Below are 21,403 nucleotides of genomic sequence, written 5' to 3' on the forward strand. Positions count from 1 at the left end.
ATCATTTCTCTATTATTTCTGATATAATATACCCCCAAAGGGAGCGTGCAAAAATGAAACAGATTATTTTAATTTTATTAGCCGCATTTAACATTTACAGCTTTATTAATATTTCAATATCATACCAGCATGACGAGCTTATTGCTCTGCTCAGTACGAGAATTATTCTCATGGCAATTTCCATAATACTGTCGGTCTTGTTCTTAATCGCCGGTGCGTCTAAAAGCATTAAAATCTTAACTGCGGTAACAATTCTGACAGGATTGCTGCATTTCATTTCTATCCTGTTAACTTACATTTAATTTCTTCAATATTGTAGCACATTTTAATATACAGTTCTTTTGAAATCATTTGTCTTAGGAGTAGATAAACATGAGAGATCTCGGAATTTATTTTGGTACTTTCGCCCCGTGTCACGTTGGCCATTTTGAACAAATCGTCAGGGCCAAAAGAGAGAACAGGCATGCTGTGGTTATTATTAGCGGATACACAGGCGACCGGGGAGACAATATCGGCATGAATCTTGAACACCGCGCCCGGGCGATGCGTCAGCTTTTAAAGAACGACAGCAACGTTTCCATTCTGCAGCTCGATGAATCAGAAATCCCACGCTATCCTGCAGGCTGGGAGCCGTGGCTCGAGATGCTTGAGAGTTTAATCCGCCAGAGCAAAGATGCCCTGGATTTCGATGTACAGAGTCCAACGTTTTATATGGGCGAAAGCGACTATAAAGAACCACTTGAAAGTTATTTCTCTAAAAAGTGGCAGCACATTGATATTCATATGACTATGGTGGACAGAAAGATTCTCGGTATCAGCGGAACTGAGATCAGGGAGACACCCATTTTAAACTGGGATTACGTCACACGCCCGTTTCGACGCTTCTTTGTTCAGAACGTTTTAGTCACCGGTGCACCAAACAGCGGGAAATCGATGATTATTGAAGATCTGGCACGAAGATATTCGACGAGCTATTCCATTGAATACGCAGCAAGTTATTTCGACGAGCATCAGCTGAAATCGCCTGATCTTGATGCAAAAGATTTTCATGCAATCGGCATCGGCCAGTTTGAACTGAACAGGCGTCATATTCATTCCAATGCAACACGTAAAATCTTTTTCGCAGACACAGATGTACTGTACTCAAAAGTGCATAATATGCTCGCTGATCACGATCAGCAGGAATACGTAAATCAAATTTTCGACCATTATATTAAGCTTCAGACATGGAGTCTGATTTTAATCATGCCTCCGGCGGAAGATTCTTCTGATTACGACCAAAAATTTTATACACTGCTTTTAGAACAGCTGGACCATTATAATTTAATGAATAATACAGTTATTTTAGATGATACATATCTGAATAATTATCTGCGCGCCCATGCTTTAATCGATAAAATACTGGAAGAACGGAAAAATAACTGAATTTAATGATATTTCTGTTATAATGAAATTTACAATTTATTTATACAGGAGGAATCGCTATGCAAGAAGAGTTATTGCTTACACCTGGACCAACACCCGTTGCCCGACGTACATATCAAGCAATGTCCCAAGGTATTTTCGGTCACAGAACTAGCCGATTCAAAGAAATGTCTGCTGATATCCAAGCCAGACTACAGCCTATATTCGGCACCGATAATCCAGTCGCTGTACTGACTTCATCAGGCACCAGCGCTCTTGAAGCAGCAATGGTCAACCTTGTTGATGAGGGAGATACGGTTGTCTTAATCGTCAGCGGCGTATTCGGCGGAAAGTTCGCAGATATCGCCGGACGCTACAACTTCAATGTACATATTTACGATGTGACATGGGCAGAAGCTGCTGATCCACAGGCTTTTGAAGAGTACCTGAACGGGCTCGATAATGTAACTGCAGTATTTAGTCAGGCATGCGAGACCTCAACATCTGTACTTCACCCGCTCACTGAGCTTGCTGCAGTCGTGCATAATTATAATGAAGAAACGCTGTTTATCGTCGATGCAGTTAGTGCACTTGGCGGCGCTGATATGCACATGCAGCGCGATAACATTGACTGTATAGTTTCAGGCAGTCAAAAAGCAATGATGCTGCCCCCGGGTCTTGCATTCGTTGCTCTTAATGATAGAGCGCTCAGCAAAGTGAACAGCTCACGCCACGGACGCTATTATCTCGATTTAAAAATGTACTTTAAGTCTCTGGAAGTAGATTATACTCCTCAGACACCAGCTGTAACTTTGTATCAGGGACTGGATGACGTGCTAGATATGATCCATGAAGAAACAATCGAAGAAGTATTTCTTCGTCATAAAAAAATGCAGAAAATGCTGCGCCGCGGTATTGAAGCACTGGAACTTGAGCTTTTTGTAAAAGAAGCGTCCGCTTCACCTACAGTGACAGCAGTCACTTCGACGCCTGAAGAAATTGCACACATTAAAGATGAACTGGATAAAAATTATAATATTTCTGTAGCCGGCGGACAGAAAGATCTCGCTGGAAAAATTATCCGAATCGGCCACATGGGCTTTATGTTCCCGAAAGATATGCTGGCTATATTAAGTGCTCTGGAAGATATTTTAAGCAAGCTGCGCAAGAAAAATTACTACGGCAAAGCATTAACTGCCGCTCAGGAGAGTTTATATGACGAAGCATAACGTAATTGTATTGGACCCCGTGAGCCAGGACGGTATACAGGCACTTATTGATAATGATAATTTTAACGTTACACGCCAGGAAGGTTTATCGGAATCGCAGATTGTCGATATCATTCATGATTTCGATGCTGTAATTGTCCGCAGCCAGACGAAAATTACAGAACGCATTATTCAGCACGCTAAAAAACTTAAGATGATTGCACGTGCCGGTGTAGGCGTCGACAACATCGACATCGATGCAGCAACAAAACATGGTGTTATCGTCGTCAACGCTCCTGAAGGAAATACCATTTCCGCTACGGAGCATACAATGGCAATGATGCTGTCAATGGCTCGCGATATACCTGAAGCATATAAGGAACTTACTGAAGGCGAATGGAACCGCGGCGCTCATAAAGGTGTGGAGCTTTACGGCAAAACGCTTGGTATTATCGGTGCAGGGAAAATCGGTTTCGGTGTAGCCAGACGCGCTAAAAGTTTCGGCATGAAGATTGTCGCATTTGACCCGTACTTATCCGACGACAAAGCCCGCGACAATGAGATTGTTAAAATGGAAGTTGATGAAGTGGCAGCTGCAGCAGATTTTATTACCGTCCATACTCCTCTGACTCCCCAGACAAAAGGAATAATCGGTGCTGACTTCTTTAGTAAATGTAAAAAAGAGGGTGTTTACCTGATCAACGTCGCACGCGGCGGCATTATCGACGAAGACGAGTTACTCACAGCACTCGATTCAGGTATCGTAAAAGGTGCCGCACTCGATGTATTCGTGACAGAGCCTCCGGAAAACACTGCACTCCTGACACATCGCCGCACTGTTGTGACACCGCACCTCGGCGCTTCAACAGCAGAAGCACAGGAAAAAGTTGCAGTGAGTGTATCTAAAGAAATTATCGAGTATTTTGAAGACAAGCAGATTACTCATGCGGTTAACGCGCCGCGTGTCAGTCATTCTGTCGCAGAAGAATTAAAACCGTATATGTCTATCGTGAAACATTTAGGACAGTTCGGCATTCAGCTGCTCGATAAACCGCCCGAGGAAGTGAAAATTAAATATCACGGAGATATCGCTGTCGATGACACGAGTATTTTAACGCGCACGTTCGTTAGTAATATGCTGAAACCCCACTTCGGTGATGAAGTGAATATTATTAACGCACTGTACTACTTAAATGAACGCGACGTGACTTACAAAGTTGAAAAGAAAGCTAAAGCTGACGGCTATACCAACTATCTGGAAGTTGAACTGATTAATGATAATGAGCACGTTACCCTCGGTGCTTCAACTATTCCAGGATATGGAGAGCGTCTCGTAAAAATTAACGAGTACCCTATCGACTTCAAGCCGGAAGAAAATATACTCATAATCGAGCATACAGACCGCCCTGGCATTATTGGCGAGCTCGGTGTCCTGCTCGGTGAAGATGAAGTAAACATCGCTTCAATGCAGCTTGCACGCCTGTCTAAAGAAGGTGACGCAATGGTTCTCTTCACACTGGATAATCAGGTCAACGAAGAAACATATGAAAAAATAAAAAATGTCTCAAACATTCATAAAGTGCACACGATTAAACTGGGATAAAAATTAAAATATTCCACAGGATTATTTCCGCATATATCTTCCTTAAATATAAAAGAACACCGCCTTGAATCTTAAGATTCAAGGCGGTGTTCTTTTAAGTATCTATTTTATTTAACAAGCGTCTCAACAAGTTCAGGTACTCCAAGTACATTTTTCAGCATCTGTTCTTTTGGTACATTCAGCTCATCGAATGTGCTGATAATATCATCACCTGTCAGCCCTGTCAGCGTCGCAATAAATACTGCGCCGATTTTATCTGCACAGTAAAAGTCCGCAACAGAGTCACCGACGATAAAGATTTGTTCATCACTTTCGTTTCTGCCGTCAACAGCCGCTTCAAACAATGCTTCATTCTGTACATACAGGCTCCATAAATAACTGAACGGATGCGGCTTAGTGAGGGCATAAGCTGCAGTACTTCTATCCTCTGCATCCATTACCTCGCTCGCAGTTGAAACACGGCGTTCTTCAAATACATCCATGAGTCCAACTTCGTAAAACGGCAGCAGCGTTTCCTGTCTCGGCCTTCCTGTTGCCACACCTACGATGTATCCTTGTGCTTTCAGTCCCTGAAGCATTTCTTTAATTGCTTCAGGTTCTACAATCCATTCTTCATCGTAAATAAAACCTGTCTTCTGAAGTTCTTCAGCCGGCTTACCGGTATCTGCTTCAACAAGTTCACTGCCTAAATACCATTCCTGATATTTAAAGTGACCCTGATTCCAAATCGGTCCGTACATTTTGAAGACATCCGGATCCTCTAAATTCTGAAGTGTTCCGGCATATTCGATTAATGCTCTGTATATTTCATCTTTAGTGAAGTTTTCCCGGGAAATAAATTCTACTACCGCTTCCGGATCCACAGTCACTTCACCAAGCATATCCCCGACCGCGTTTAAATCTGTCACGTCGACACCAGCCAGATTTAAATTTTCCTGTTTTAGTATATCTATATACATCAGTGCAAACGTAATAAACAGCATGTCCCAGTTTGAATTCAGCCCCGCTTCTTTAAAGCGTTTAAGTACACGGTCATCGGCAAAAATTGTACTGCGGATGCCGCTGATTTCTTCATTTGTATAATCTGTTCTGAACTTACTGCCATCCAGGTTTAAATAGCGCGGGCTGTACAGTAATTCCTCTACTGTCAGCGCAGATACATCAAAACATCTTTCTTCGCTTAAAAACACACCGTCAACATCAAACAGTATCGTCGTCATGAAAACACCCCAGTATTTTTTATATATTGCCAGTTTCTCACACCACTTTAGTCTTGTCGACTATTTATACAAATTTTCAGGCAACTTGAGCTTTTACGCCATAAATTAATTTTATGTTTTAAAATATGCTGATTTGTAATATGATAAACAGTAGATTGTAAATTTATCGCATAGTTCTTTAAGCATAGGTAAAGTTTGTAAATTAAATATTATATGGAGGACTCTTTATGTCTCTTAGTCCAATGGAAGTTATCTTCATGTTCGTCGGAGGACTTGGTATCTTCCTGTACGGTATTAAACAGATGGGTGACGGCCTGCAGGCAGCTGCCGGTGACCGTTTGCGAGATATTTTAAACCGCATGACATCCAATCCTGTCAGAGGTGTTATTGCCGGTATTCTAGTTACAGTTTTAATCCAGAGCAGCTCCGGTGCCACGGCAATTACTATTGGCTTAGTGAGTGCAGGTTTTCTAACACTTAGACAAGCTATTGGTGTTATTTTAGGTGCCAATATTGGTACGACGGTTACAGCATTTATTATTGGGCTTGATATTGGTGCATATTCTTTGCCGATTCTCGCTATAGGTTCATTTATGCTATTCTTCTTTAAATCAAATCAGATTACTAATGTAGGTAGAGTTCTCTTCGGTTTCGGGGCATTATTTTACGGTCTCGAATTAATGGGAGACGGTGTCGGTCCGCTGGCTGATCTCGAATACTTCCAAAATCTGATGCTGGCAATGAGTGATAATTCATTCCTTGGTCTTGCTGTCGGTGTAATCCTGACAGTTATTGTTCAAAGTTCAAGTGCGACCATTGCCATCCTGCAGAATTTCTATGACAACGGCATGATTGATCTGCAGGCAGCATTGCCGATTCTGCTCGGCGACAATATCGGTACAACGATCACTGCGATATTAGCAGCGCTTGCCGGTTCAATTGCCGCTAAACGTGCAGCCTTGGTACACGTTACATTTAACATCATTGGGGCAACAATATTTATGATACTGATGCCGCTGTTTGTAATATACGTCGGCTATCTTGAAGATATTCTCAGTCTGAATAAACCAATGACTATCGCGTTCGCTCATGGTTCATACAATATTATCAATACATTGATACATCTGCCATTTGTCGGTGCTCTTGCGTGGCTAGTCGTTAAAATAGTTCCGGGACGTGATTTTTCTGAAGATTTCACGCCTAAACATTTAGACCCGCTCTTATTAAAACAGTCACCGAGTATTGCAATTCAGGGCGCACAGAGTGAAGTTAAAAATCTGGGTGAATTAGTTCTCAGTACTTTACAGGATGCACGTCAGTACAGCGATAAGCAGGACGACAAACTCTTCAAGCAGATTGAAGATAAAGTTAACGTTGTCTCAACGCTGCAGGATGCTATACGCGGTTACCTGCTTGATGCGTCGAAATACGAAATTTCCCAGGATGATACTGAACGTGTCAGCACACTGCTGGAAGTATCACGGATTCTGCTTAAAGTAAGCTCACAGGCTAAAAATATGGCTGATCAGTACCATCATAAGTATGAAAATAATATTAATCTGTCTGACGAAGCTAAAGAAGGTCTGGAAGATCTGTACAGCCACGTATACGAATCGTTTACAATGTCGCTCGAGTCACTTGACGTTTATAATCCTCAAGCGCTCGAACAGGTTATCAGATTAAGCCAGAAATCACACAGAATTGAAAACAAACTTCGTAAAGAACATATCAAGCGTCTTTCAAGAGGCGAATGTTCAACGGATAGCGGTACACTTTATGTTGAATTAATCAGCAATCTTGAGCGTATCGGTTATAACGCAAGAAACATTACAGAGACAAACTTAAATAACGTAACAGAAGAATTCATGAACGATGACTTTACTGTTTACGATTGATATTAAAAAAGGAACCGGAGATTAATTCCCGGTTCCTTTTTTTGTTTTAGTATTTTTCTAGGTAAGATTTAAGTTCCCATTCCGATACAGTTGCACGGTAATCTTCCCATTCCAGCATCTTGTGTTCATAAAACGCCTTGTAAATATGACTGCCGAGCGCTTCTTTTGAAAGTTCACTGTCACGCATCACTTTTAATGCATTGTACAGTGTCGACGGTAAATCTTCGACACCTTTCTCACGTCGCTCTTCTCTTGTCAGCTCGTAAAGATTTAAATCTATGGATTCACGAAGTTCCATTTTATTTTTAATGCCATCCAGACCGGCTTTTAAAATGACTGCCAGTGCCAAATACGGATTCGCTGATGGATCGACAGAACGTACTTCCACACGCGTAGATAATCCGCGTGAAGAAGGGATTCTCATCAATGGCGAGCGATTCTTCTTACTCCATGCGATGTAACTCGGCGCTTCGTAACCGGGCACCAGACGTTTGTACGAGTTAACAAGCGGGTTCGTTACCGCCGTGAAGCCGCGTACGTGTTTCAGTACACCTGCCATAAAGTATTTCATATCTTCGCTTAAGCCATCTTCTGCAGACTCATCAAAGAATGCATTTTCTTTTCCTTTAAAGAGTGACACGTTAAAGTGCATACCATTGCCGTTAATACCAATCAGCGGTTTCGGCATAAATGTCGCATGCAGATTATGTTTTCTCGCGACGGTCTTAACAACGAGTTTAAATGTCTGAATACTGTCACACGCTGTAACGGCATCTGCATACTTAAAGTCAATTTCATGCTGTCCTTCAGCAACTTCATGGTGTGAAGCTTCAATATCAAAGCCCATATCCTCAAGTTCAATAACGATATCACGACGGCAATTTTCACCTGAGTCCGTAGGCGCTAAATCAAAATACCCGCCATGATCATTTAACTCGGTCGTCGGTTTACCGCGATCATCCAGTTTAAAGAGGAAAAATTCCGGTTCCGGTCCTAAGTTGAATGATGTATAGCCGAGCGCTTCCATTTCCTTCAGAACATTTTTTAAGTTAGTACGGGGGTCACCTTCAAAAGGCGTGCCGTCAACCTTATGAACGTCACAGATCAGACGCGCAACTTTTTCACCGCGTGATGTTGTCCACGGAAATACTGTCCACGTATTTAAATCCGGAACCAGATACATATCCGATTCTTCGATACGGGTAAACCCTTCAATTGAAGAACCGTCAAACATCATTTGTCCTTCGAGCGCTTTATCCAGCTGGCTGAACGGCACTTCCACATTTTTTATCGTTCCGAGAATATCGGAAAATTGCAGACGGATAAATCTTACATTTTCTTCTTGTGCAATAGTGATGATTTTTTCTCTGGTTAAACTTTCCATACCTCACGCCCTTAATCTGATTTTGATGTCAATCATGCTGAAAACTCATGAGAAAATATTACCATACTCATATTTCATGCGCAATCGTGAATTTTTATAAAATTTAAAAAATGCAGATCCCCCACTTGGATCTGCACCTTTCAGTTACTTAAATGAAGCTGATTATATTCATAATAAAGACAAAGATTATTATTGCAGGTAAAATAAATCTGAGCAGGAATAACCAGCCTTTAAATACAATAAAAGATTTGCTGTCTTTCGTTACATTCAGTTGTTCCATCGTAATGCGCTTGTCTAAAATATAACCGACAAAGATTGAGGAGAACAAGGCTCCTGCAGGTAAAAGTATATTTGATACGAGGAAATCCACATTATCGAATATCGTACCTGCGAAGAACTGAACATCATTCAGTACACCTTCTGATAAAGCAGACGGAATACCGATAGCGAAAACGATAATTGCATAAATGTAAGTTACCTTTTTACGTTTCGACTGGTCGCCTTTAACAGTGTTGGCAACGTTAATTTCAATCATCGAGAACGCGGATGTCAATGTCGCAAATAAGAATGCAGTGAGGAACATCAGATAAAAAATAATTCCGAACGGAATCGCATTAAATATTTCAGGCAGAACGATAAAGACAAGTCCCGGGCCTTCAACACTTTGCATGCCGAATGAAGCAATTGCAGGGAAAATCGCAAGTCCGACCATAACGGAAACCGCGATATTCAAAAGAACGATATACGATGCAGATCTCGTCAGATTCTGATCCGCTTTTAAGTATGACGCGTACGTCATCATCTGAGTAATTCCGACACTGAGCGCAAAGAACGACTGGCCAAGCGCGAACATTATCCCATTTGCACTGAGCTCGCTGAAGTCAGGTGTCAGGAAATACTTAACTCCTTCAAATGCATTAGGCAGCGTAAGTGAACGGATAATAATAACTAAAAACAGAATGAACAGCACCGGCATCATAATTTTAGATGCCCTTTCCAATCCTTTTTGAATACCCTGGGCAACAACAACTGCTGTAATAAAAATGAATATACCCTGAGCGGCAATTACATATACCGGGTTCGTAATAATATCCCCGAGCATTGCCGTATAGTCGTTAACAGTATAAAGATTAAACAGGTCTAAGAGAGCAATCAGCAGATAAATTAATATCCAGCCACCGATTACACTATAGAACGACAAGAGCAGCATCGTTCCGAAGTGCCCGATCCACCCGAAAATCCTCAAGCTCTTTTTACCACTTAAATATTCGAAACCGTCAATCGGATTTCTTCCCGACGCACGGCCGATGACAAATTCACTAATTAAAAGAGGCAGACCAATAAGAATAGTAAATAGCAGGAAAACGAATAAAAACGCACCGCCGCCATGTTCAGCAGTCATATAAGGGAAACGCCATACTGCACCGAGGCCAATTGCAGAACCTGCTGCAGCCAATATAAAACCTAATTTTGAGTTCCAATTATTTTCGGACAAAATATTACCTCTTTTCAATTATCAATGTTGGTAGTTTACCACACTAAAGAGAGTTTTTATATACAAAAAGCCGGGAGAACCATCTCTCCCGGCTTTCTGCTATATTACCCTCTACAAACTAGTTAGGGTTATCTTCTAATTCAGGTATTGATTTTTCTAAATACTGACGGTCTTTATTCGCATTAAAGTGATCAGCTTTTTCCATCTTAACGTCAGTAACATAGTCAGGCATTTCTACGAAGTTTTCATAAATACCTTTCTCTACAAGGAAGTTTCCTTCAGGGAACTGAACGCCGATGTTGCCGTCTTTAATTGCTGCATATTTAACGAAGCCCTGGAACACGCCGTTCTTGTTATAAAGAACAACCGCTTCCCCGTCTTCAAGACCTTCTTTTCTAGCATCATTTTCACTCACGAGCACGTCGTAACGGCCCATGTTGTTAAACGCATCGCGATCTCCGTATATCATCGCGTTAAACTGCTTACCGCGTCTCATCAGAAGTTTAAATTCTCCGGCTTTCTTATTGTTATCCGGAATATCCATCGTAATCAGGTTTCCACGGCCGTCCGGTGTCGGACAAACGCCGCCTTCACATAACCATGCTCCGCCGTACTGATAAACGTCTCCTGCTTTTTTCAGATGCTGAACACCGTCATACTGAGGATTCGCTTTAGCAATTTCGTCACGGATTTCCTGACCTGACTGGAAGTCTATTAAATGAGACTCTTCAGGTTTTACGCGTTTTGCAAGATCAACGTAAATCTGCCACTCACTGCGCGCTTCAGCAATACGGTTACGGTTTCCTTCGATCTCAGGTGAGAAGTAAACCATTCTTTCAGTAGATGTTGAAAGTCCGCCGCCGTCCTGCTCGTAACGAGTTTTCGCAGGAAGTACAACAACTGTTTCTTTGGCATCAAGCAATGTTGACGTATTTAAAATAATATCCTGATGAACACGGATATCGAGATTTTGCAGTGCATCTCTTACGAAGTTCGGATCCGGCATCGTTTCAAGGAAGTTACCGCCCGACATGTAGTAAAGCTTAAGCTTTCTTTCATTGTCTTCCGGCAGCATTGCGTTCTCAATAGTTACACCAACTGTATCACCCGGCCACTGCGGAAGTTTAAAGTTCCACAGATCTTCAACGCGGGGACGGTTTTCATCGTTGTAATCCCCACCAGGCAGTGAAAACGGATCTGCTCCCATTTCTCCTGAACCCTGTACTGAAGAGTGTCCGCGTAATGGCATAAGACCTTTATTTTTACCGCCTAACCAGCCGCGTAATAACGCGAGGTTAGATACTTGTGAAATATTATCTGTTGCGTGTTTATGCATTGTTAAACCGAGAGCCCAGACCATAACGCCTGTTTTCGCTTTAGCAAGGCTGTTTGATAGTTCGATAATACTTTCTTTCTCCACTCCTGAAGACTGAACAATTTCGTCCCAAGTCTGTGACTGTACGTTCTCTTTAAGATCTTCGTAGTTGTTAACGTGTTCGTTGACGAACTCGTGGTTAACTGCAGATCCTTCATTTTGCTCTTCAAGATCGAACCAGTGTTTCATAACACCGTGCATTAATGCAATGTCTCCGCCGATGTTTACTTCATAGAATTCGTCTGCAATTTCTGTACCGAATAGTGCAGATTCTACTACTGAAGGTACCCAGTAATTTTCCATTGAAGGTTCTCTGTAAGGGTTAATAACGATAATTTTCGTACCGCGTTTTTTAGCTTCCATCATATATTTAGTAGACACCGGTGATGCGTTTGATGCAACACTTCCCCAGAATACTAATACGTCTGTGCCTAACCAGTCCTGGTAGTTACAAGTTGAAGCTCCGACACCTACTGAGCGTTTCATCGCTGATTTACTCGGCGAGTGACAGATACGTGATGCGTTATCGATATGGTTTGTTTCTAAGTAGCGTGCAACTTTTGCTGCAACGTAATACGATTCGTTCGTAATACCGCGGCTTGTTAAGTAAAATGCGTACTGCTTTGGATCGAGAACTTTCATCTTGTCCGCAATAGTATTCATCGCTTCATCCCACGATACTCTAATGAATTTACGATCATCTTTGCGACGGATCATCGGATATGGAATACGTCCAAGTTCGCGCAGCTCAGTACTGTCCATTTTACGTAATTCATCAATATCCTGATGTAAAATCTCAGGTTTGATCGGTGGTGCTGTGTTTAATCTCAGCACGTTAAAACGTGTTGTACACATGTGGGGACCATTTAAAGTCTGATCCTGAAGGCCTGATACGCCGAGCGCACAGCCGTCACATACACCTTTTAATATAATATTTTTCGCGTAATTTAAATTGTCTCTGTTTTTCCAAACGATTTTAGCCGTATCTCTCATATGATGCGGTTTTACTTTAGTTAAACCGAATGGCACAGGACTTACCCATAATTTCGGATCCCACTTTTTCGTCTTATTAATTGGACCCGGATGCAGAGTTTTACCCATGTAGACACTCCCTCTATATTATAATAATTCTATTGTACACTATTTTGCGGAAGCGCTGACAGCATCCAGCTCATTTTTTTCTTTAAGTTTTTTAATATCTGCTCTGATAAATATCGAGATTACCAGTGCGACAAAGAACAGCCCTGCAAAAATATAAAGTGACCAGGCGTAACTTTGAGTCGATTCGTAAATCCTCGCAACAATGAACGGACCTGCAAGCCCGGCTGCTGCCCATGCTGTTAAAATATAGCCATGAATAGCACCAAGCTGCTTCGTTCCAAAGATGTCTCCAATGTACGCTGGAATTGCAGAGAATCCGCCGCCGTAACATGAAATCATAACGAACAGCAGTAATTGGAACAGCAATGCGTTTGTCGTGAACGGCAGTACTGCAAAGATCCCTATCTGTAATATAAAGAACAGCGTATAAAGATTTGTTCTGCCGATGTAGTCTGAAATAGATGCCCAAATTAATCGTCCTGCACCGTTAAATACTCCCATAATCCCTACCATAAATGCTGCTGCACCTGCAGATAATCCTGCAATTTCAACACCCATCGGACTTGCTACTGCAAGAATCGCAATACCGCATGTTACATTGATAAAGAGCATCAGCCACATGAAGTAAAAACGTTTCGTCTTAATTGCTTCATTAGCTGTCAGCTGTGCAAGATCTTTCGACACAGTTGCAGCACTTTCATCGATAACCACACCTTTTGGATGATACCCTTCAGGCGGTCTTTCAAGATATAAACTCGATACGAGCATTACTGTAAAGTAAATCGCACCAAGAATAAAGAATGTGTTAGGAATTCCTACTGACTCAATCAGCGTACGCATTAACGGACTCGCGATCATCGCGGCAAAACCGAACCCCATAATTGCAAGTCCTGTCGCCATTCCGCGTCTGTCCGGGAACCATTTAACCAATGTAGAAACCGGTGTGATATATCCTATTCCAAGACCGATTCCTCCGAGCACTCCGTAACCTACATATAATAACCACAGCATTTCAAGCTGTATACCGAATCCTGCGGTAATCATACCCGCTGCAAAAAATATCGTTGAAACCAATCCCGACTTTCTCGGTCCTTTAGCTTCTACAAAATGCCCCATAAATGCTGCAGACAACCCTAAAAATAAAATAGCAATACTAAACGTAATTGACACCTGACTCAGTGACCATCCAATTGATTCCTGAAGCGGTGTCGTAAATACACTCCATGCGTATACTGAACCGATTGATATATGTATACCAACCCCTGCAAGAGCAATCAGCCAGCGATTTTTTTTCGTTTGCATGTAAATCCCCCTAGTTGTTTTGACGGAATTCCTAAAATTGTAATTTCGTCTTAAATGTGATTATATAAAGAAAAAAGAACCTTTACAATAAGATTCGGAGTAGGAGAGGTATAAATTATGGAAATTGTTACTAAAAATACTATTCGCCGGTACACCGACGGAAAATTCATTGAAACTGATGATATAATTGCTGAGGAATTTCCACTGACTATATATTTAAATGATGTAGAATTTGCAACTTTAGTCTGCTCGCCGGACGACTTGGAAGAACTCGTTATCGGCTTTTTAGCATCCGAAGGTGCTCTGCGTTCATTTAAAGAAATCATATCTATGAACATCGATGAAAGAGGCGGGTTCTGCCACGTTACCGTTTCACGCGAACTGCCTAAAGACTACGGTACATTTTCAAAACGCGTACTCGGTTCATGCTGCGGTAAGAGTCGTCAGTTCTATTTTCAGTCAGATGTTGATACAGCGAAATTTTCGCTGTCGGACACGAAACTTACACCTGAACAGTGCATCAGCCTGATGAAAGAAATGCAGGAAGAAAGTACAATTTTTAAAGATACAGGCGGTATCCACAATGCGAGTATCGCATCACCCGATGGTACTATTGTCCATAAAGGTGACATCGGCCGTCATAACGCACTCGACAAACTTTACGGACACTGTTTGCAGAATAATATTTCCGTTAAAGATAAAGTTATCGTGTTCAGCGGACGTATCTCGTCTGAAGTACTGACAAAAGCTTCAAAAATCGGTGTCGGCATCGTCCTCAGTAAATCTGCCCCAACCGACCTTGCGATTAAGCTGGCTCATGATTTAAATATTACAGCTGCAGGTTTTATTCGCGGCAGCTCGTTTAATATATACAGCCATCCGTGGCGCATTATCGGCGCAGATGATCTTGAAAGTAAATAAGAAAAATACAACCAGTTTCGTAAATATTTCCGTAACTGATTGTATTTTTTTACTCTTCATTATAATTTTCTGTCTGCAGTTCGTCATATTCCAAACCCAGAGAATTGTAATAACCACTCATTATGCTCGCAATTTTTTCTGCCCATTCTATATCGGTTGCATAGAGATGGGTGCCCGGATTCTCCGGATTCCAGCGCATGCGGTATAAAGTATTCTGGCTATTATCCAGATAGTTTGCTCTGACAAATTCAGCACCGCCGATAATCGCAGCTTCCGGCGATGACCAGCCTGCTTTCTGTGCATAACTCGAACCTTCAGCAACCGCAGCATGATCAAATGCTCCAATCCCGAAAAAGTTATAGTATGTTGTCCCGTCAACTTCGATACCGGAAGCAAGTTCCGATTGTCCATGTCCCGTTTCAAGAAGTGCGTGGCTAATCAGATACAGCGCATTTACGTTATGTGTCTGTTCTGCTTCGATAAAAGCAGCACCCTTACCTTCCAATATCCCTTTGCCTTCAAGCAGCTCATTCAATTGATCTTCGCTCGCTTCTGTCATCGAATCAAGGGGCAGAAATTGAAAATCATTACTGCTGTTAATTGTCATTGCTTCTTTAATATCATTTTCGTCTGCATATTCTGTTGCACTGTCAGTCAGTTTGACGTCCCCCGTATTATTATTAACCTGCATGCTGACGGCTTCTTCAAAAGTATACGTGGAAATCCCCTCCGTCTTAAAAAATGATGTTTCTGAAACAAAGAATGCCAGCATAAATAATGCCATTACGACAATCAGCAATATAAACGGAATATTTTCTTTTATCTTATCCATAGGCATCCTCCGAAAAAATAAATGAGACTGACAATGTCAGTCTCATATTTATGTTTAATATATTTAACGCGGTTTCTCCGCTAGTCAAATAGAACTGCTTCTAATTCTTTCAACATTTCCTGGCTTTTTTCGTCCAGTGATTCCACAGTTATTCGCTGTTCAAGCAAATCCGTAGCTTCTTCAAAAGAAATACCAATCGCTTCACTGATTTGATATGCAGTTAAATTGCCTTTTAAAATGTTTAAATCTGTCTCCATAAAATCACCTGTTCGAAAGTAATAGATTATCGAGAGCTTATACAATTCATCTTACGCAGATAAATTCGTTAAATGATTAAATACGAAGCTCAGGACAAATTCGCTGCTTAATTAGTGAATTTTTTTACTTAGTAGATTAATTAAACTACATTATCCGGAAAATTTCAAGCTGGCAGTTTTGTTTTTATCATTTAGTTACATTATACATTTCTATAATACCATGCCTGCAATGAAACCTGTAATGATTACAGGAATATTTAAAAAGATAAATGTCGGCACACATGTATCCCATATATGATCGTGCTGCCCGTCCACGTTGAGTCCCGCTGTCGGCCCTAGTGTGGAATCTGATGCTGGAGAGCCTGCATCACCAAGCACGCCTGCAGTACCGACAATCGCAATAATTGCTGCCATCGATAAACCGAGTTCTGCGCCCATTGGAACGAAGATTGCCCCGATAATCGGCAGCGTCGCGAATGATGAGCCGATTCCCATCGTTACAACCAAACCGACAACCAGCATTCCCATCACGATAAATGCTTTATTATTACCGAGAGTATCTGAAATACTATTTACGAGTGGCAGGACATCTTCCGTCGCTGTAATCACTCCGGCAAAGCCGTTCGCTGCCAGCATTACCATACCAATATAGGCCATAATTTTAATACCATTAACCAGTTCACGGTCAAGATCAGCCCATTTAAACTGCAGTGACAAGAAGAAAACCATAATCCCGCCGAGTGCACCGAAGATCATCGAGTCCGTAAAGAACTGGACAGTGAAAGTAACGATAATCGCAAGCGTCGCTGTAATTAGTGTTTTAGCACTGACAGTTACCCGTTCAGCGGACATTTCACTTTCTTTATTAAGGTATTTCCTCGGTTTTCTGAAGTAGAAAAATGCGATTATAAGCCCGGCGACAAACCCGAGAGCCGGAATTATCATGCTTGGTGCGACATCATTAAATTCAATCGTTGCCCCGGCATTGGCAAAGCTTGTCACGATTGTATTTTGGAATATTTGCCCGTAGCCGAACGGCAGTATTGCATAAGTAAATGTAAGACCAAAAGTCATGACTATCGCAAGGAGTCTGCGGTCCAGCTGCAGCTCGTTAAACAGACTGATCAGCGGCGGAATAAGTATAGGAATAAATGCAATATGCACAGGAATTAAATTTTGACTGATCATAGAAATAACGAGCAGCGTTACTATTAATGAAACCTTCGCAATCACACGTGCTTTCGTTGTTTTACTTGCATTCAGCAAGCCCAGAATCTTATCTACTATAACGTCGGTTATACCGCTGTATGCGATTAATGCAGCAAACCCTCCGAGCAGTGCATAGCTGAGTGCAATTTCTGCACCATTGACGATTCCCCCAGTAAATACACCGATTACTTCATCGATGCCCATGCCTGAAATCAGGCCGCCGGTCAGCGCTCCGATAAATAATGCTAATATAACGTTAAGCCGGCACAAACTTAAAACGACCATAACGAGAATCGCTATTAAAACTGAATTCATTATCTTTCCTCCAAAATTTTAAGTAATTATAATCTTTTCGACTTTTTAGATAATTTTGATATTGACTGTAATTCGTTTTCACTGTTACATTATATAGTACTACTATTTTTTATTTAAGGACGTGAACGCATGCCAATTAAAATCATCGAAGGTCTGCCTGTTCGAACGAAACTGCAGCAAGAACAAGTATATACCATAGAAGCTTCCCGCGCGATAACACAGGACATTCGTCCATTAAAAATTCTTATTTTAAACCTTATGCCGCTAAAAGAAACGACCGAACTGCAGCTCTTAAGACTGCTGGGCAACTCACCTCTTCAAATCGATGTCGAATTCTTACATATGTCTTCCCATCAAAGTAAAAATACGCCGACCAGTCACTTGCAGAAATTTTATAAAACACATGACGAAGTTAAAGATGATTATTTTGACGGCATGATTGTTACCGGTGCTCCGGTTGAAAAATTTAATTTTGAACAGGTTGGATATATCGACGAACTTAAAAAAGTTACAGATTGGGCACAGACACATGTCTTTTCCCGCTTTTATATTTGCTGGGGAGCACAGTTTGCATTAAATCATTATTATAATATCGAAAAGTATACTTTATCAGAAAAATTGTTCGGTGTGTTCGATTATCAAAATATAAAACCCGAACATCCGTATATTCGCGGTTTTGATGATATATATCAGGTTCCCCAGTCCAGACATACTAAAATTGATTACGATGCATTAAACGATATCCCGGACTTGGAAGTACTGACCTCCAATAAAGAATACGGCCCGGATATCATTACATCTAAAAATCAGCGTGACTTATTCATTTTCGGCCACCTCGAATACGACAGAGAAACATTGAAAGCAGAATATGACCGTGATGCAGGACGCGGTATGGATAGTACAGTTCCATTCAATTATTATCCAGACGATAATCCGGCAGAAAAACCGAAATTTCAATGGCGCAGCCACGGGCACCTGCTGTTTAACAACTGGCTGAATGAAACTTACCAGAATACATTATACGATTTAACTAAATTACATGAACAGAAATAAAAAGGACGCCCGCCGGGCGCCCTTTTTATTTAGCATGTTTTTGTATGCTGTGTATGAAGACATTCCTGCTGTCTTCTTCTGGAGAGCTCCATGAGGTGTTTACTAAACTCCGAGATGTAAGTATCCAGCGTACGATCATTTAAATAGGATATATTTTTATTAATAACCATTTTCTCGCGCTGTGCGTCTAAAACCGGAACATTATTTCTGAGTTTATACTCAGCGATTTCCGTCGATACTTTCATTCTCTTTTCGAAAAGCTGAACGAGCTGACGGTCTATCTGATCTATTTCTTTACGTAACTCTTCATGTCTCCCCATGGTTAGCCTCCTATATTTTTTATGCTATAACGATATCGTTAATTTGTTTACCTTCGATTTCAAGAAGTACTTTAATCGTATCCATTAGTTCTTTGAACTCTGCAGGTGTCAGACACTGCTGACCATCACTCCATGCGTTCTCAGGATCTTCGTGAACTTCAATCTGTAAACCGTTTGCTCCTGCCATAACTGCAGCTTTAGCCATTGAAGGAATCAGGTATCTTACACCTGCTGCATGTGACGGGTCAACGATGATCGGCAAATGAGATTCTTTTTGTGCCACGGGAACTGCCTGTATATCTAATGTATTACGCGTTGCTGTTTCGAAAGTACGGATACCGCGCTCTACAAGAACAACGTTGCTGTTGCCGCCGGCCATGATGTACTCCGCCGACATTAACCATTCCTGAATTGTTGCAGACATTCCGCGTTTTAAGTAAATTGGTTTGTTTGTCTGGCCTAAAGCTTTAAGCAAATCGAAGTTCTGCATATTACGTGCTCCAATTTGAATAACGTCAACCATGTCGACAAATGTATCTAAATGATCTGTTCCCATCAGTTCGGAAACGATAGGCAGTCCTGTTTCTTTTTTAGCTTCATTTAAAATTTTAAGCCCTTCAACGCCAAGCCCCTGGAAGCTGTACGGTGATGTACGCGGTTTGAACGCTCCGCCTCGTAATGAGTTGGCACCCGCATCTTTTAATTTAATTGCTAATTCTACTGTGCTGTCTAAGTCTTCAACAGAACAAGGTCCTGCGCAGACCATGAAGTTTTCAGCACCGACTTTAACACCGTTGCCAACGTCAATAATACTGTCATCTTCCTGGAAACTTCTGTTCGCTTTCTTATATGGCTTTTGAATTCTGTACACCCCGTCTACGATACTGTATTTTTTGAAATCATTTTCGGAGACTTTCGATGTATCGCCGATCAGGCCGATTATTGTACGTCTTTCACCATCAGAACGATGAACTCTGAAACCTGCTTCCTCGATGTTTGAAACGAGTGTCTTAATATTACCTTCTGTTGCGTCGCGCTTTACATGAATAATCATATTTAACAGCCTCCTAAAATTTTTAAAAATAAAACTGCCACTTAACTTTAAAAAGTAAGTGGCAGTGAGTATAGAAAAATATGTAGAAGTCCCGACTCCTAGCCACTTATTTAAAGTAAATGGCTAGACATTACAAAATCTTCAGCCATCATTGATACAAACAGTTTGTTTTACGTTTGTACGAATGATGTGTACAAACGGTATCAAAAATAGCTAAAGTAAAGTCGGTTATTCAGTTGTGAAGTTGTATGGGTTAACATAAATAACCGCTCCTTTATAATGTGTTTGATTGTAATTATATGTCGGGTCATATTAGTTTGTCAATCTATTCGTTAGAATTAATTAAATCTTTACATAATTTAATTAATTAATGTATATTCATTCTTATAGTATAATCGTAAAAATACGGAGGCATTAAATATATGAATATAGCAATTATCGGTTTAGGAAACATTGGGGGATCGTTTGCCCTTTCTATTAAAGAGAATATCCCTGACGCTAATATATATGCAATAGACATTGATACTGCGGTCATTCAAAAAGCAAAAACTCAGCATATTATTAAAGACGGTTCAGATGATTTTAAAAACATCATTCCACATGCAGATTTAATTATTTTTGCAGTTTATCCAAAACTGCTTGTGCACCTGCTAAGAGATTATGTCCCTCATCTAAAAGAAGGCTGCATCATTACCGATGTCACCGGCGTGAAGACATCTATAATAGATGAAGTTGAACCGCTGCTACCGGAACATGCCGATTTCGTTTTTGGCCATCCGATGGCAGGGCGTGAAAATCGCGGCCTCGAGTTCAGCAGCAGAGAAGTATTTATCGGTGCCAACTATTTGATTACACCCACACCGCGTAACAAAAAAGAGAATATTGAGTTCCTGAAAAATTTCGTTAAGAAATTGGAATTCGGCAGTATTTCTGTAATTACTCCGGACTTTCACGATGAAGTCATCGGCTTCACGAGTCAGCTCGCCCATGTCATCGCAATTTCATTAATCAACAGCGATGATGCCGAGCGTAACACTAAAAAATTCACCGGTGACAGTTACCGCGACTTAACCCGCATTACGAATATTAACGAAAAATTATGGCCGGAACTGTTTATGATGAACAAAGATCACCTCGTCAAACACATTGAAAACTTCCAGATACAGCTCGATAAACTCAACACTGCAATACAAAGCGATGACGTTGAAACGATGGAAGAAATGATGCTCGAAAGTACGAAACGTTATAAAGACTTGCACGATATTGAATAGATTGATATAGTACACCGGATCTGTTAATGGATTCGGTGTTTTTTGTTAATTGGATAGGGAGATTCTCACCAATGAAACCCGCTCATGTCAGAGATAAACCATTACCTCACCAATGAAACCCGCTCATGTCAGAGATAAACCATTACCTCACCAATGAAACCCGCTCATGTCAGAGATAAACTCT

At 41.1% G+C, this 21,403-nt stretch carries 18 protein-coding genes; 8 read left to right on the forward strand and 10 right to left on the reverse strand.

All coding sequences use genetic code 11. The features are described 5' to 3' along the window. Nucleotides 1–53 precede the first annotated feature (53 nt). The 4 genes from H625_RS0106035 (at nt 54) to serA (ending at nt 4,215) form a co-directional block, all read left to right on the forward strand. Complete coding sequence (locus H625_RS0106035) at nt 54–302, forward strand: hypothetical protein (RefSeq protein WP_026859117.1); 249 nt, start codon at nt 54–56, stop codon at nt 300–302. A gap of 70 nt (nt 303–372) precedes the next feature. Then, entirely contained in the window at nt 373–1,425 is a 1,053-nt protein-coding gene (locus H625_RS0106040) for an AAA family ATPase (RefSeq protein ID WP_026859118.1), read from the forward strand. A 59-nt stretch (nt 1,426–1,484) separates the two neighbouring features. Then, nucleotides 1,485–2,633, forward strand: a complete 1,149-nt coding sequence (locus H625_RS0106045) for a pyridoxal-phosphate-dependent aminotransferase family protein (protein ID WP_026859119.1) — start codon at nt 1,485–1,487, stop codon at nt 2,631–2,633. Continuing rightward, complete coding sequence (gene serA, locus H625_RS0106050; RefSeq protein ID WP_026859120.1) at nt 2,620–4,215, forward strand: phosphoglycerate dehydrogenase; 1,596 nt, start codon at nt 2,620–2,622, stop codon at nt 4,213–4,215. Before H625_RS0106045 ends, serA begins: the two co-directional genes overlap by 14 nt. A 107-nt stretch (nt 4,216–4,322) precedes the next feature. On the opposite strand, the gene H625_RS0106055 is transcribed toward serA, so the two are convergent. Beyond that, nucleotides 4,323–5,435: an HAD family hydrolase gene (locus H625_RS0106055; protein WP_026859121.1), complete on the reverse strand. Its 1,113-nt coding sequence runs from the start codon at nt 5,433–5,435 to the stop codon at nt 4,323–4,325. 227 nt (nt 5,436–5,662) lie between these two features. On the opposite strand from H625_RS0106055, the gene H625_RS0106060 reads away from it, so the two are divergent. Continuing rightward, complete coding sequence (locus H625_RS0106060; RefSeq protein ID WP_026859122.1) at nt 5,663–7,330, forward strand: Na/Pi cotransporter family protein; 1,668 nt, start codon at nt 5,663–5,665, stop codon at nt 7,328–7,330. 46 nt (nt 7,331–7,376) lie between these two features. Here H625_RS0106060 and glnA read toward each other — a convergent pair whose 3' ends face one another. The 4 genes from glnA to H625_RS0106080 all read right to left on the reverse strand — a co-directional run bounded on the left by glnA (nt 7,377) and on the right by H625_RS0106080 (nt 13,987). Continuing rightward, on the reverse strand, nt 7,377–8,714 hold the full coding sequence (gene glnA, locus H625_RS0106065; RefSeq protein WP_026859123.1) for a type I glutamate--ammonia ligase: 1,338 nt from the start codon (nt 8,712–8,714) through the stop codon (nt 7,377–7,379). Nucleotides 8,715–8,862: 148 nt separating this feature from the next. Further along, nucleotides 8,863–10,209 (reverse strand): sodium-dependent transporter, encoded by a 1,347-nt coding sequence (locus tag H625_RS0106070; RefSeq protein ID WP_026859124.1) that lies wholly within the window; start codon nt 10,207–10,209, stop codon nt 8,863–8,865. Nucleotides 10,210–10,327: 118 nt separating this feature from the next. Continuing rightward, nucleotides 10,328–12,685, reverse strand: a complete 2,358-nt coding sequence (locus H625_RS0106075; RefSeq protein WP_026859125.1) for an FdhF/YdeP family oxidoreductase — start codon at nt 12,683–12,685, stop codon at nt 10,328–10,330. 39 nt (nt 12,686–12,724) lie between these two features. After that, nucleotides 12,725–13,987, reverse strand: coding sequence for an L-lactate MFS transporter (locus H625_RS0106080; RefSeq protein WP_026859126.1), 1,263 nt, complete (start codon nt 13,985–13,987; stop codon nt 12,725–12,727). Between the two features lie 117 nt (nt 13,988–14,104). On the opposite strand from H625_RS0106080, the gene fdhD reads away from it, so the two are divergent. Next, a complete protein-coding gene (fdhD, locus tag H625_RS0106085) occupies nt 14,105–14,908 on the forward strand; it encodes a formate dehydrogenase accessory sulfurtransferase FdhD (RefSeq protein WP_035785294.1) in 804 nt (267 codons plus the stop codon). Nucleotides 14,909–14,957: 49 nt separating this feature from the next. Here the strand turns inward: fdhD and H625_RS0106090 are convergent, their stop codons facing one another. The 3 genes from H625_RS0106090 to H625_RS0106100 all read right to left on the reverse strand — a co-directional run bounded on the left by H625_RS0106090 (nt 14,958) and on the right by H625_RS0106100 (nt 17,524). Beyond that, nucleotides 14,958–15,740: an N-acetylglucosaminidase gene (locus H625_RS0106090; RefSeq protein ID WP_026859128.1), complete on the reverse strand. Its 783-nt coding sequence runs from the start codon at nt 15,738–15,740 to the stop codon at nt 14,958–14,960. Between the two features lie 80 nt (nt 15,741–15,820). Next, nucleotides 15,821–15,997, reverse strand: a complete 177-nt coding sequence (locus H625_RS13580; RefSeq protein WP_156897191.1) for a hypothetical protein — start codon at nt 15,995–15,997, stop codon at nt 15,821–15,823. 210 nt (nt 15,998–16,207) lie between these two features. Continuing rightward, nucleotides 16,208–17,524 (reverse strand): Na+/H+ antiporter family protein, encoded by a 1,317-nt coding sequence (locus H625_RS0106100; RefSeq protein WP_026859129.1) that lies wholly within the window; start codon nt 17,522–17,524, stop codon nt 16,208–16,210. A gap of 126 nt (nt 17,525–17,650) precedes the next feature. Between H625_RS0106100 and H625_RS0106105 the strand changes: the two genes are divergently transcribed. Further along, the gene (locus H625_RS0106105) at nt 17,651–18,574 is read left to right on the forward strand and encodes a homoserine O-succinyltransferase (protein ID WP_026859130.1); all 924 of its coding nucleotides are present in this window, start codon (nt 17,651–17,653) and stop codon (nt 18,572–18,574) included. Nucleotides 18,575–18,603: 29 nt separating this feature from the next. On the opposite strand, the gene H625_RS0106110 is transcribed toward H625_RS0106105, so the two are convergent. Together H625_RS0106110 and aroF are read right to left on the reverse strand one after the other, a co-directional pair. Beyond that, nucleotides 18,604–18,894, reverse strand: coding sequence for a chorismate mutase (locus H625_RS0106110; protein WP_026859131.1), 291 nt, complete (start codon nt 18,892–18,894; stop codon nt 18,604–18,606). A gap of 19 nt (nt 18,895–18,913) precedes the next feature. Then, nucleotides 18,914–19,948: a 3-deoxy-7-phosphoheptulonate synthase gene (gene aroF, locus H625_RS0106115; RefSeq protein ID WP_026859132.1), complete on the reverse strand. Its 1,035-nt coding sequence runs from the start codon at nt 19,946–19,948 to the stop codon at nt 18,914–18,916. A gap of 422 nt (nt 19,949–20,370) precedes the next feature. Here aroF and H625_RS0106120 point away from each other — a divergent pair, with 422 nt between their 5' ends. Further along, complete coding sequence (locus tag H625_RS0106120; protein ID WP_026859133.1) at nt 20,371–21,219, forward strand: prephenate dehydrogenase; 849 nt, start codon at nt 20,371–20,373, stop codon at nt 21,217–21,219. Nucleotides 21,220–21,403: the final 184 nt, after the last annotated feature.

It is taken from the genome of Jeotgalicoccus psychrophilus DSM 19085 (assembly GCF_000425845.1).
Lineage (GTDB): Bacteria > Bacillota > Bacilli > Staphylococcales > Salinicoccaceae > Jeotgalicoccus > Jeotgalicoccus psychrophilus.

What these genes read in the sequence shown, in the direction of transcription:
- H625_RS0106035 (WP_026859117.1), top strand. Translation starts at nt 54, where the DNA reads ATGAAACAGATTATTTTAATTTTATTAGCCGCATTTAACATTTACAGC.
- H625_RS0106040 (WP_026859118.1), top strand. Translation starts at nt 373, where the DNA reads ATGAGAGATCTCGGAATTTATTTTGGTACTTTCGCCCCGTGTCACGTT.
- H625_RS0106045 (WP_026859119.1), top strand. Translation starts at nt 1,485, where the DNA reads ATGCAAGAAGAGTTATTGCTTACACCTGGACCAACACCCGTTGCCCGA.
- serA (WP_026859120.1), top strand. Translation starts at nt 2,620, where the DNA reads ATGACGAAGCATAACGTAATTGTATTGGACCCCGTGAGCCAGGACGGT.
- H625_RS0106055 (WP_026859121.1), bottom strand. Translation starts at nt 5,435, where the DNA reads ATGACGACGATACTGTTTGATGTTGACGGTGTGTTTTTAAGCGAAGAA.
- H625_RS0106060 (WP_026859122.1), top strand. Translation starts at nt 5,663, where the DNA reads ATGTCTCTTAGTCCAATGGAAGTTATCTTCATGTTCGTCGGAGGACTT.
- glnA (WP_026859123.1), bottom strand. Translation starts at nt 8,714, where the DNA reads ATGGAAAGTTTAACCAGAGAAAAAATCATCACTATTGCACAAGAAGAA.
- H625_RS0106075 (WP_026859125.1), bottom strand. Translation starts at nt 12,685, where the DNA reads ATGGGTAAAACTCTGCATCCGGGTCCAATTAATAAGACGAAAAAGTGG.
- H625_RS0106080 (WP_026859126.1), bottom strand. Translation starts at nt 13,987, where the DNA reads ATGCAAACGAAAAAAAATCGCTGGCTGATTGCTCTTGCAGGGGTTGGT.
- fdhD (WP_035785294.1), top strand. Translation starts at nt 14,105, where the DNA reads ATGGAAATTGTTACTAAAAATACTATTCGCCGGTACACCGACGGAAAA.
- H625_RS0106090 (WP_026859128.1), bottom strand. Translation starts at nt 15,740, where the DNA reads ATGGATAAGATAAAAGAAAATATTCCGTTTATATTGCTGATTGTCGTA.
- H625_RS13580 (WP_156897191.1), bottom strand. Translation starts at nt 15,997, where the DNA reads ATGGAGACAGATTTAAACATTTTAAAAGGCAATTTAACTGCATATCAA.
- H625_RS0106105 (WP_026859130.1), top strand. Translation starts at nt 17,651, where the DNA reads ATGCCAATTAAAATCATCGAAGGTCTGCCTGTTCGAACGAAACTGCAG.
- H625_RS0106110 (WP_026859131.1), bottom strand. Translation starts at nt 18,894, where the DNA reads ATGGGGAGACATGAAGAGTTACGTAAAGAAATAGATCAGATAGACCGT.
- aroF (WP_026859132.1), bottom strand. Translation starts at nt 19,948, where the DNA reads ATGATTATTCATGTAAAGCGCGACGCAACAGAAGGTAATATTAAGACA.
- H625_RS0106120 (WP_026859133.1), top strand. Translation starts at nt 20,371, where the DNA reads ATGAATATAGCAATTATCGGTTTAGGAAACATTGGGGGATCGTTTGCC.